The sequence below is a fragment of the Pseudoalteromonas sp. MMG007 genome (assembly GCF_018100985.1).
Taxonomy (GTDB): Bacteria; Pseudomonadota; Gammaproteobacteria; order Enterobacterales; family Alteromonadaceae; genus Pseudoalteromonas.
Window position 1 is genome coordinate 1 of the sequence record NZ_JAGJEI010000003.1, and the last position, 12916, is coordinate 12916.

At 40.5% G+C, this 12916-nt stretch carries 8 protein-coding genes; 2 read left to right on the plus strand and 6 right to left on the minus strand.

Annotation, left to right across the window (positions count from 1 at the left end; all coding sequences use genetic code 11):
* The first annotated feature begins 219 nt into the window (after positions 1 to 219).
* Entirely contained in the window at positions 220 to 1188 is a 969-nt protein-coding gene (locus J8L71_RS05640; RefSeq protein WP_210999668.1) for an integron integrase, read from the plus strand.
* A 183-nt stretch (positions 1189 to 1371) separates the two neighbouring features.
* On the opposite strand, the gene J8L71_RS05645 is transcribed toward J8L71_RS05640, so the two are convergent.
* The 5 genes from J8L71_RS05645 to J8L71_RS05665 all read right to left on the minus strand — a co-directional run bounded on the left by J8L71_RS05645 (position 1372) and on the right by J8L71_RS05665 (position 10685).
* Entirely contained in the window at positions 1372 to 3627 is a 2256-nt protein-coding gene (locus J8L71_RS05645) for an acyl-CoA dehydrogenase (protein WP_210999669.1), read from the minus strand.
* Between the two features lie 282 nt (positions 3628 to 3909).
* Positions 3910 to 4938: a zinc-binding dehydrogenase gene (locus tag J8L71_RS05650; RefSeq protein ID WP_210999670.1), complete on the minus strand. Its 1029-nt coding sequence runs from the start codon at positions 4936 to 4938 to the stop codon at positions 3910 to 3912.
* 10 nt (positions 4939 to 4948) lie between these two features.
* The gene (locus J8L71_RS05655) at positions 4949 to 6361 is read right to left on the minus strand and encodes a TolC family protein (protein ID WP_210999671.1); all 1413 of its coding nucleotides are present in this window, start codon (positions 6359 to 6361) and stop codon (positions 4949 to 4951) included.
* Positions 6354 to 9506, minus strand: coding sequence for a multidrug efflux RND transporter permease subunit (locus tag J8L71_RS05660; protein ID WP_210999672.1), 3153 nt, complete (start codon positions 9504 to 9506; stop codon positions 6354 to 6356). The genes J8L71_RS05655 and J8L71_RS05660 overlap by 8 nt, the downstream gene beginning before the upstream one ends.
* A gap of 9 nt (positions 9507 to 9515) precedes the next feature.
* A complete protein-coding gene (locus J8L71_RS05665) occupies positions 9516 to 10685 on the minus strand; it encodes an efflux RND transporter periplasmic adaptor subunit (protein ID WP_210999673.1) in 1170 nt (389 codons plus the stop codon).
* 119 nt (positions 10686 to 10804) lie between these two features.
* Between J8L71_RS05665 and J8L71_RS05670 the strand changes: the two genes are divergently transcribed.
* Positions 10805 to 11743, plus strand: coding sequence for a LysR family transcriptional regulator (locus tag J8L71_RS05670; RefSeq protein WP_210999674.1), 939 nt, complete (start codon positions 10805 to 10807; stop codon positions 11741 to 11743).
* Between the two features lie 8 nt (positions 11744 to 11751).
* On the opposite strand, the gene J8L71_RS05675 is transcribed toward J8L71_RS05670, so the two are convergent.
* Positions 11752 to 12789, minus strand: coding sequence for a GGDEF domain-containing protein (locus tag J8L71_RS05675; RefSeq protein WP_247655212.1), 1038 nt, complete (start codon positions 12787 to 12789; stop codon positions 11752 to 11754).
* Positions 12790 to 12916: the final 127 nt, after the last annotated feature.

Below are 12916 nucleotides of genomic sequence, written 5' to 3' on the forward strand. Positions count from 1 at the left end.
AATTTAATAGTGCGCTCATCGCGCATATTTATGCCGACGATACGCTCATATATTTTATAAATCATTTTTATCAAATAACTTAACACATTGCTATATATAATTTTTTATTAGCATTCAAACTCTCAATAAAAGAGAAAATGCGCTCGCCGCTCATTTTCTTGAATATGTGTGCATCACAACTATACTGTATATAAAAACAGCACTGTTATTGGTGATAGTATGAAAACACGTTCCCCATTTTTAAATTACATAGCTGAATATATGCTAGTTCGTCAATATTCATTACGCACCGTAGATACCTACCTAAGATGGATTGCATCTTATATCCATTATCATAATAAACGCCATCCCGCCTCAATGGGGGACAATGAAGTCGAACGCTACTTAGAACATTTAGTGTTAAAGCAAAACGTTGCACCACGTACGCAAGCCACCGCACTCAATTCATTGTCATTTTTATACAAGCACATAATAAAAAAAGAACTCTCATTAAATTTAAATTTTGCCCGTAGTAAAAAACAAGCAAAGCTCCCTGTAGTGATGACCCCAGAGGAAGTTAAAATGTTGATGGCTCATTTAAATAAGCGCTATTATTTAATTGCAGCCCTTATGTATGGAAGTGGTTTAAGAGTAATGGAAGCGGTGCAATTAAGAGTAAAAGATATTGATTTTGATTATAAATGCATTCAAGTATGGAATGGAAAAGGTAATAAACACCGCATTGTTACGCTGGCCACAGAGTTAATTCCTATGCTGAGAAATCAAATTTTGAACGTTGATGACTATTTAAAACTGGATTTGGATAATACTAAATATTCTGGCGTATGGATGCCATATGCTTTAACAATAAAATATCCAAGTGCCGCAAAATCGCTTGCGTGGCAATATTTATTTCCTTCTCATATATTAAGTTCAGATCCTCAAAGTGGTGAAATAAGACGACATCATTTTCATCACTCTTGTATTAGAAAAGAGGTTAAAAAAGCTGTCCAAAAATCAGGATTAACAAAAATAATAACACCTCATACATTAAGACACTCTTTTGCTACTCACTTGCTGCAAAATGGCGCCGATATAAGAACTGTTCAAGCTCAGCTTGGCCATTCTGATGTTAAAACTACGCAAATTTATACCCATGTACTACAACAAGGTGCCAACGGAGTTATTAGCCCTTTTTCAAGATTATAAGTGCCTCTTTTAAACCTCTGCACATACATACTCGCTTACAAATCAATACCGCTATCTATCTCTACTTTAAAAAATACATAAAAAAGCCCCGCTTGGTTTTAAACAAACGAGGCTCCACACTAATTTTTTAATCATGAATAAAAGCGCCGATACCGCCGGCGCTTTGCATTATTGAATTTAATGTTATTGGTTAACTACACTTTTAAGTGGGTTAACTGGTTGTGCGTTGTCATCTAGTAGGTTCATGTCAAAATCGAACTCATCTACACGAATCGCTTTTTCACGTTTAATGTTGTAATCAATTAACTGAACGTGCTCAGCTTGCGTGATTACGTTTGCAGCTAGTGCGTTATCAAGCGTGATGTTAAAGCGCGCACCTGGCTTAATTGTTCTAGCACGTAATGCTTTTTTAACTTTAGCCAGCTCACCAAGTGATGCCATTTTAGCTTTGTAAGCTTGCTCATTAATGTAATGACCATCGCCTTCTACTGGTTTAACTAAATGCGTAATTTGCGCTTTAAATGCAGTATCAAGCTGGGCTTGCTTAGCTAATTCGCGAATTAAGTCATCGCTAATTTTTGGCATTTTAGTTGAGTAGTTCATAGTTACAAAACGTATAAACTTACGAGTACCACTTGCAGGGAAATTATCTAAAAACTTATGCAGTGCTTCTTCAGCGCTTTGTAGTGCAAAACGCGTTGCGTAATGGAAGTATGGCGCTGCTTGCTCACGCTCGCTACTTGCTACTTTTTGCTCGTAGTATTTGATTGATGCCATTGCCGCATATAAAAAGCTCATAACATCGCCTAAACGTGCAGAAAGCATTTCTGCTTGTTTTAACTTACCGCCAAGTACAAGTAACGAGAAGTCTGCATAAACCGCTAATTTAGCTGATAACTTGTGCACTGCTTTTTCGTATTCACGTACTTCTGGTAAATCAGAGTTAGCGCTTGCAGTAAATGGTAAAACACCTAAACGGAACGCACGTAAACTGTTTGCTGTGCTGTAACCAATTGTTTTACGTAAAATGCCGTTAAATTCTTTATCTGCGCCTTTGTCTTCACTATGGATAGATTCAACCATAGATTGTAAATATGGGTGACAACGCATTACACCTTGACCAAAGATCATTAGGTTACGTGTAAGAATATTCGCGCCTTCTACCGTAATGGCAATCGGCTGAGCAACATAACCACTTGCTAATGTATTTTGTGGACCGTTTTGAATCGCTTTACCTGCTTGAATATCCATAGCTGAATCTAGCACGTCGCGGCCAAGCTCTGTCATGTGGTATTTAGCAATTGCAGTTACTACTGATGGTTTTAAGCCCATGCCTAAACCTTCAGTTGTAAGTACACGCATTGCTTCTTGTAGGTATGTTTTACCTGCAATGTCGGCTAGCTTTTCTTGAATACCTTCAAATTGACCAATGGCTAAACCAAACTGTTCGCGCACTGCTGCGTATTCAGATGCTGATTTAAATGCTACTTGCGAAGTACTCACACCTAGCGCAGGTAGAGAAATACCACGGCCAGCGCCTAAACAGCTAACCAGCATTTGCCAGCCACGGCCGATGTTTTTCTGCCCGCCAATAATAAAGTCCATTGGTACAAATACTTTGTTACCACGTGTAGTACCGTTGTAAAAACGAATACCCATAGGGTCATGGCGGTTACCCAGCTCTACACCTGGGTGCTCTTTTGGAATAAGCGCACAAGTAATGCCTAGGTTTTCTTTACCACCAAGTAGGCCATCTGGATCAACAACCTTAAAAGCTAAGCCAAGTACCGTAGCGATTGGTGCAAGTGTGATGTAACGCTTGTCCCACGTGATTTCAAGGCCAAGAACTTCTTCACCGTTGTATAAGCCTTTAGTAACAGTACCCACATCAGGAATACCACCCGCATCAGAACCCGCTTCTGGGCTTGTAAGCGCGAAACATGGAATGTCTGTACCATTTGCTAGGCGTGGTAAGTAATGTGCTTGTTGTTCTTGCGTACCAAAGTGAAGTAATAACTCACCTGGGCCTAACGAGTTAGGAACCATTACGGTCACCGCAACTGCTGAGCTTTTAGTTGCAATAGTTGCCACGATTGTAGAGTTTGCATAAGGGCTAAACTCTAAACCACCAAACGACTTAGGAATGATAAGCGAGAAAAAACGCTCTTTTTTCAAAAACTCTAAAATGTCATCTGGTAAGTGAATACCATTTTGGATAACTGAATCGTCAATCATACCAAGTAGCTCTTTTACTGGGCCGTCAAGGAATGCTTGCTCATCTGCGCTTAGTGTAGCTGCAGGTACATCGCGTAATGCGCTGAAATCCGGTTTACCTTGGTAGATAGACCCTTCTAGCCACACATCGCCTGCGTCTAACGCTTCTTGTTCAGTGATTGAAATACTTGGTAATACTTTTTTTAGTTTTGTACGTAAACTCATGATTAAACTCATCCGACCAGATAATAATACCTACATTACGTCATAAAAAATCGTTTAGATCAATTACTCTATTCAATTAATTAACAGTTTTTTCAATTTATTTTCTTTACGAAGACGTAAACTGTTGAAACAAAAAGGCTTACACCTGTACTCTGAAATATATAAATTTTGTATGGATAAAGGATAAAACGATGAAATGTTCGCCATTATGCTTGTATTTTTTAAAGGCATAAAAAAACGCAGCCAAATACGGCTGCGTTTGCAATTAACTTTTTAGGTTGTTTATCGAGCAACTTTAACAATTTGCTTGCCAGTAAAGCCGCCTGCAAGTTGTTTGTTAAGCGCTTGCGATACCGACTCAGCACTAAAATCTACAGGCGTTATGTCTGGGTGTTTAATGTCGCCATTAACCGCCCCTTCAAGTAATAAATTGCCCATAAAGCTTAAGCGTTGCTGCGCACACAAACTGTTAGCAAGCCATGCGCCGCCAATTGACACTACGCTTATATTTGGTGCTCGATGGTACATTAAGTCTTGCTCAAAATTTGGCAGCGGATTTAAACAAGCAATTCGTCCACAAAAACGCATAAGCTCAATGTTACGAAGCGTTGTGTTTCCACCTATCGTATCAATAACAGCATCAAAGCCTTGCGGGCCAAGCTCGCGGCGTATTTTTTCACACAACTTTTTGTCGTTGTAATCAAAAACAGCGTCAGCACCTAGTTGTTTAACCAATTTATGATTACGCTTTGATGCAGTTACAAATACATCTGCCCCGCGCTGCTTGGCGTATTGAATCGCAAATTGACCAACGGCACCTGAGCCACCTTCGATCAAAACCGTATCACCCTCGGTAATATCAATTTTATCTAAACTAATAAGTGCAGCCATCCCCGCACACGGTAATGTAGCTGCAATAGCCGGGTTCAGTTCATCAGGTACAACCGACACTGCAAAGTTAGGTACTTTAGTGTATTCGCTCAAAGCCCCTTGCTCACCAATGTTGGCATGCCACATGACGCGCTGGCCAACATTTGGAAAAACACCTTTATTGGCTTTAACCACAACACCTACGGCATCTAGGCCTAAAATATGTGGATACTGCCATTTACAAAAGCCTGTTTTAGCAAAGTGGCCATCAACTGGATTTAATCCAACATATTCTACTTTTACTAGCAGCTCGTTGTCTGCACATATTGGTACAGGCACCTCAACATCAGCTAAGTTAATTGCTTGATTTGGCTCTGGCAGTACAATAGCGCGCATAATTTGCGGTATATCGTAGTTATGTAAATTATCAGTTTTTGGCATCAATATAACTCTACTTAGTAGTATCGTTTAACGCATAACTCCATTGGCCATTAAATGACTGGTATGCATTTACCTTAGCAAGCAGTGAAGTTATCGTTTTTTCAACAGCATTCTCTTGCGCCATTAAAACATCCTGGCGCGCATCTAACAACTCAAGATAAGGAATTTGGCCCTCTTCATACATTGCTTGTGCTTGTAAAAATGCTTTATTAGCAAAGTCATAGCGCTCATCTGCAAAACGTTTTTGCTGTGCTTGATTGACTAACATTTGCAGTGAAAGTTCACTTTCACTTAATGCCTTTAGTACTATTTGTTGATAATCGCTGTAAGCGGCTTCACTTAAAAACTGCTGCGCATCGCGCTGTGCTAATAAAGCGGGGTAACTTAATAGCGACCATTGCAACTGCGGTGCTACTTGCCATTGTTGGTCGGTATTTTTTAAGCCTGTGCTGTCTATACTCACAACCCCAGCAAGTGCTGATAAGCTAATATCAGGTAATAACGCTTTACTCGCTGCAACACTTAAACTGTTTGCTTGGCTAAAATCAAACAATGCGCGGCTAATGTCTGGGCGTAAGGCAATGGCATTGTTAGCATTTTTTAGTGCTACACTAAAATCTCGCTCAAGCACACTTTGCTCATTTTCAATAGCAATGTCTTTCGCTAGCTTACCACTGAGTACTGCAAGGGCAGATAAATCGCTGTATTTTGCATACTCAATGGCTGGCATAAGTGCTTGTTGCTGCCTAAGCTGCGCCATAGTACGATTTAAATCGAGCTCGTTAGCGACACCTTCATCAACTCGTGCCTGTAAAACGTCAATGCTTTGCTCAAGGGCTTCTATTTGAAGCGCTACAATGTGTTGTTTTTCAACATTGCCCTGATAGCTTACAAAACCTTTAACCACCGACGAAACAACTTCAATTTGCAATAAACGTACTTGCTCTGCTTGGCTCATGGCCGATGCATTTGCTGCATCAACCAACGCCGTTATACGACCAAATAAATCTAGCTGCCAATCAAGTGCAACGTTTGCACTTGATTGGCGATCATACACGCTTGGTGCATCGCTTCGAGCTGCGCCAACATTTACGCCACCTTGAGGTAAATATTGGGCTTTTTGCTCGCCTAATCGCGCTAATGCACTTTTAAGTGTTAACTGGCTTGTTTGCAAATTATAGTTATTTGCAAGCGCACCAGTAACAAGTTCATTTAACTGATCAGAATTAAGTTTTCTCCACCAGTTTGTTTCATCAGCAACGCTAACGTTACTAGCAATATTAGCTTGAGCGACAAAGTCGTTAACCGCTTTTTGCTCGCTTATTGTGTCTATTTTACTTGCACACCCTGCTAAAAACGAAGCCACTAAAACCGCACTGACTGTTAGGCTAGTTTTAAACCTTTTTTGCATTAACTTAGTCATGAGTATTCTCCTGCGCGCTCTCTTTTTTCCTCGTTACTAGCATGTAAAACACCGGCGTAAATAACAAACCAAATACGGTTACACCTATCATCCCTGAGAATACCGCGTTACCCATAGCGTGGCGCATCTCAGAACCCGCACCTGTAGCAAGTACCAACGGTACAACACCGGCTGTAAATGCAATAGACGTCATTAATATTGGGCGCAGACGCATACGGCATGCCTCAAGTATTGCCTCTAAGTGCGATAATCCTGAGTCGTGTCTGTCTTTTGCAAATTCAACCATTAATATCGCGTTCTTAGATGCTAGGGCCACCAGCACTATTAGCGCTATTTGGGTAAATATGTTGTTGTCAGAGCCAACAAACCACACACCTAATAAAGCAGAGAAAATAGTCATCGGTACAATTAATATAATTGCCAGTGGTAAACGTAAGCTCTCGTACTGTGCTGCAAGTACCATAAATACAAGTAGTACAACTAACGGGAATACGTAAACCATGGTGTTACCAGCAAGTACTTGCTGGTACGTTACCTCTGTCCACTCGTACTCAATACCCGATGGCAGTGTATCGGCGAGTACTTTTTCAATAGCAATTTGTGCTTGATCAGAGCTGTAACCAGGAGCTGGGCTACCATTAAGCTCGGCACTTGGGTAACCGTTATAGTGCATTACTCTATCAGGGCCAATGGTTGGTGTAACCGTTAATACAGAACCTAACGGCACCATATGACCTGCACGATTACGTACTTTTAAATTAAGTATTTGCTCTGGATCTTTACGGTAGTCAGCATCAGCCTGTGCATTTACTTGGTACGTACGGCCAAACATATTAAAGTCGTTTACATACACAGAGCCTAAGTAAATTTGCAGTGCATTAAATACTTCATCAAGTGGAATACCTTGAATAAGCGCTTGCTCACGATCAATATCAATATCCATTTGTGGAACTTGAATTCTAAAGCTTGAGTAAAGCCCCATTAATGCAGGATCTTGCTGCGCTTTACCGATAACAGCTTGTAAGCTATTAAATAATGCTTCAAACCCTTTATTTGCTCTGTCTTCAATTTGCAGTTTAAAACCACCCGTTGTGCCTAAACCTTGAATTGGCGGTGGCGGAAAAACCGCTACAAAAGCTTCATCAATGGCAGCAAAACGCTGGTTTAGCTGTGCCGCAATTGCCATTGCAGATTTACTTGGGTCGGTACGTTCATCAAAGCTTTCAAGTGGCGTAAATACAATGCCGCTGTTAGGGCTATTTGTAAAACCGTTAACCGATAAGCCTGGGAACGCAACAGTATGTGCAACGCCTGGTACTTCTAATGCAATTTGTTGCATTTGCGCTAATACATCTTCAGTACGGTCAAGGCTTGCCGCATCTGGTAACTGTGCTATTGCAACTAAATATTGCTTGTCTTGCTGTGGAATAAAGCCACCTGGTACGGTATCAAATAACTTAATTGTGCCGCCAACCAGTGCAATATATGCAACCATTACAATTACAGTCATTCGAATTAGTTTTTGTACCAGCTTTTCGTACCCTTTAGCACCACGGTTAAATACGCGGTTAAACGGGTCAAACAACCAACGACCAAACAATTTATTAAGTAAACGCGTGAACGCATCTGGTTTTGCATCGTGCGATTTTAATAATAATGCAGCAAGTGCAGGCGATAACGTGAGTGAGTTAAACGCAGAAATAATGGTCGAAATTGTGATTGTAAGCGCAAATTGCTTATAAAACTGACCAGACAACCCGGTAATAAACGCCGTTGGAATAAATACGGCACTTAGTACTAATGCAATAGCAATAATAGGGCCTGTAACTTCGCTCATTGCAACACGTGTTGCTTCAAGCGGTGATAAGCCATTTTCAATATTACGCTCTACGTTTTCAACAACTACAATCGCGTCATCTACAACAATACCTATGGCCAGTACTAAGCCAAACAACGACAAGGTATTAATTGATACGCCTAACCACTGCATTACTGCAAAGGTACCAATAAGTGAAATAGGCACTGCAATTAGCGGAATGATCGATGCACGCCACGTTTGTAAAAATACAATAACAACAATAACTACCAGTACAATTGCTTCAAGCAAAGTGGCAATTACCGCGTCAATTGAACCACGTACAAATACAGTTGGATCGTACACAATGTCGTATTCAACACCGCTTGGGAAATCTTTTGATAAACGCGCCATTGTTTCGCGCACTTGATCAGAAAGCTCAATAGCGTTTGAACCCGGGCGTTGAAATATTGGCATTGCAAGTGCTGGTTGGTTATCAAGCTCTGCTCGTAGTGAGTAAGTGTCTTGACCTAAATCAACACGTGCTACATCAGATAAACGTGTTAATTGCCCTTCGTCACCTACTTTAATTATTACGTTTTCAAATTCTTCAATACTGTTTAAACGTCCTTTAACGTTTAACAATATTTGAAATTGACTGTCGTTTGAAATTGGCTGTGCACCTAAGCTACCGGCTGCAACCTGCTGGTTTTGCGAGCGAAGCGCTGTTATTACATCTGTTGCTGTTAATTCGCGTGCAGCAAGTGCATCTGGGTTTAGCCATACTCGCATTGAGTACTTGCCCGCACCAAACATACGAATATCACCTACACCCGGTAAACGTGCAATTTCATCTTTAATGTTTAAATCAGCATAGTTTGATAAGTAAGCTGTGTCGTGCGTTTTTTCAGGTGAATATAAATGCACCACCATGGTTAAATCGGGTGATGATTTTTCAGCAACTACGCCTAAACGTTGTACTTCTTCTGGCAAACGTGGCAACGCACTGTTTACGCGGTTTTGTACTTGAACCTGAGCACGGTCTAAATCGGTACCTAACGCAAAGGTGACCGTTAGTGTCATGCGGCCATCACTCGTACCTTGCGAAAACATATACAACATGTTTTCAGTACCGTTAATTTCTTGCTCAAGTGGTGTTGCCACCGTTTGCGCTATAACAGTAGGGTTTGCACCCGGGTAACTGGCAGTAACAACCACTGTAGGCGGAACCACTTCTGGATATTCACTTACTGGTAGTTGGAATAGTGAAATACCACCCGCAATTAAAATAACCAACGACAGCATTGCCGCAAATATTGGGCGCTGTATAAAGAAATGCGAAAATTTCATCAATAAACCTTATTGCTTAGCCACAAGTTGTGCGTTGTCGTTTGACAATGTAAATGCAACACCGCTTGTATCAATTGTTACTGTTTGTGGTGAGATTGGCATGCCTGGGCCTACGCGCGCAGGGCCATTTACTGCAATTACATCACCTTCACTCAGGCCCGAAGTAACCGCACGTAAAGCGCCGTATCGCTCACCTACAGTAATGAGTTTGTATTCAAGTACGTTGTTTTCGCCAACGGTTAATACAAAACGATTTTTTAAATCGGTACCAATAGCGCGCTCAGGAATAATTACTTTTTCACTTATTTCATTAGCCGCTAATTTAATGCGTGCAAACGAGCCTGCGCGTAATTGATTGCTATCTTCATTAAATACCGCACGAACACGTAATGTACCTGTTGATGAGTTAATTTGATTATCAATAAAGTTAATGTAGCCTTTGTATGCAAAATCACTTTGACCTACTTTTTGCATTACAACCGGTTGACGACTCGCAGCTGTTACCTCATTAAACGAGCTATTCCATGTACGTTCGTCAACGTCAAAATAAGCATACATAGCTTGGTTTGACACAATTGACGTTAAAACACTTTGGCCGGCAAGTACGTTATTACCTTTAGTAATATTGGCGCGCGAAATAATGCCATTAATAGGAGAAACAACAGACGTAAACTCTAAATCTAGCTCTGCTGATGTAAGCTGTGCTTTTAATGCCAAAAGCTGAGCTTCGCGTTGGCGTAAAGTTGAGGTACGTGCTTGTGCTTGCTCTGTAGAGATTGCCTTACGGTCTAATAAGCGTACTGCACGTTTGTCTTCACTTTTAGCTTGTTCAAGCGCCGCTTCTGCACTTGTAATTTGCGCCTTTAAGCTTGCTACAACTGCTTTAAATGGACGAGCATCTAATTGAAATAACACATCGCCTTGCTTAACCACATCGCCTTCATTAAATTCAATGCTATCGATAATACCTGATACACGCGGCATTAAAGCAACTTCTTGTGGAGACTCTAAACGTGTTGTGTATGTGTGCCAGCTTTGTACTGGTTTAACAAGCACCTGTGCTACATCAATCGGTTGAAGTTGCTGTGCGGGGGCTGACTGAGCTGTGCTCTCATCAGCACAACCTGCAAGTGTTAATGTTGCCGCAGTAAGTGCAGCAGCAATTAGATGTTTGTTCATGAAGACGCTCCATTGTTGATTAGCCTTGCATAATACGGATTAAACGCGTGTACAAAAACCGTAGATTTTTAAATTCATTAATGCCAAAATGGCATCAATAACTTATTCAAGGTGTCACAATGGATACAACAAGCCGGCTTTTAATGTTGCTCGAAGTAGTTGAACAAGGCTCTTTTGCTAAAGCGGCAGAAATTCGCAACATAGATCGCTCTGTTATATCTAAACAAATTAGCCGCTTAGAAGATGAGTTAGGGGTTAGGCTATTAAACCGCACCACCCGTTCATTTTCGCTCACAGCGGCAGGCGCCGAAATGATTAAAAAAGCCAGTGAATTAAGAGAGCTGCTTGGCGAAACCTTGCGCATGGCCGAAAATTATCATTTAGAGCCACGTGGGGTGTTAAAAATTACCTCATCCACGCTTATTGGCAGACGTTATTTGCAACCTGTACTTAACGATTTTCAAAAGCGCTTTCCGCAAGTAGAAGTTGAGTTACGTTTAGACGACAAGTTAGTAGACATAGTATCAGAAGGGTTTGACTTAGCATTTAGAGTGGGCGAGCCAAAAGACTCCTCCCTTATTGCTCGTAAGATTGCACGTAACCGCTTACTTATTTTAGCTGCCCCTGAGTTTATAGAAACATACGGTATGCCAAAGACCATGGAAGATTTAGCTCAATTACCCGCTGCAAGTTATGCCAGTAACTCAATTAGGGTAGAAGGGATTGATTACTTTAATAGCAAGGGTGAGCAGTGCGAGCAAAAAATAAAAAGTGTGTTTAGAGCAAACGATGCGGAAACATTATTAATGAAAACGCTCTCTGGCACCACTTACTTTGTAGCGCCTGCATTTATTATTGGTGACGAAATAACGCAAGGAAAGCTAGTGCCCATACTCACTGATGTAAAACTAATGGAATTTAGTGCTATGTATGCGGTTTATCCACATCGTGATTTACCGGTAAGAACCCGTTTATTTTTTGATGCGGTTAGAGAACACTTAGGAAAAGACAAACCAATTTGGGAAAATGGTATTCCAAACTTTGAACAAATGTACTAAAAATAAAGCTAAGCGGTTAACTCATCCAGCGCGGGCTCTTTTTTAAACTTACAATACACTTTATTGCGCCCGTAGCGCTTAGCTTTATAAAGTTGTTTATCTGCTTGATTAACAAGCTCTTCAAGCGAATTACTACTTCTGAACTTGGCAATACCAATACTGGTGGTAATGTTAATATTTAAACCATCAATATCAAATTGTTTGCTTTCAATATCTGCTCTTATTTTTTCCGCTGCGTTAAGAGCAGCCTCTTTGTCTGAAAAAGAGCTAAATAAAGCAAATTCTTCCCCTCCTACTCTAAACACATAACCTCGACCGAGTGCCACCCTAAGTAAAGTAGCGACTTCTACTAAAACCTGATCGCCTACTGCATGGCCATGCTTATCGTTTACTTCCTTAAAAAAATCTAAGTCGAGTAAAAACACATAGAGTTGCGACTTATCTTGAAGTTCAACTTCAAAATAATGGTTCATAGAAAGTCGGTTGCCCGCGCCTGTTAGCGGGTCTAGTAATGCTAAATTTCTTAGGCGCCTAGAAAATTGTGCCCTGCTCCCTTCAAATACGTGGGAGATAGCCCAAATACTTAAATAAACACACATTAAATTTAAAGATAAATTGAAAGTGGTAAACGGGCTAAGACTCGATTTAGTCCCTAAAATATAAGATTGTATAACGAGCAAGCTAGCAGATAAGAGAACCCCGTATTGCTTGCCTAACAATAAGTAAAACAAAATAGGTAATGCAAACGACCATACAAATACCCCATTATGTGGTGTAGCAAGCGCAGTCGCTAAAATAACAATGAGCGTTATAAGTGCGCACATTACTATAGACTGCCAAAACCTTAATGGGCGACGTAAGAGTGATATATAGGTGAAAAGACAATAAATTGAAAAGAAGACTTCGATATAACCCAGTAGCGCAAAATTGTTTGCTGTTAAGTTAAAGACCGCAAATGCAAACGACAAGAAACCAAAGCAAAGGCACATCCGACTAAGAACGTTCTTTCTTAATGATTTAGTACTATTAAGAGCTGCAATATCCATTCAATTAACTTAATAACAAACAAAAAATAATTGTAACCTGAAAAAACAAATTAACAAGCTTTGATGAAATAAACCCTATTGATACAATAGGTTACTCACATTATCGGGACAAATTTACTTTTTTAGG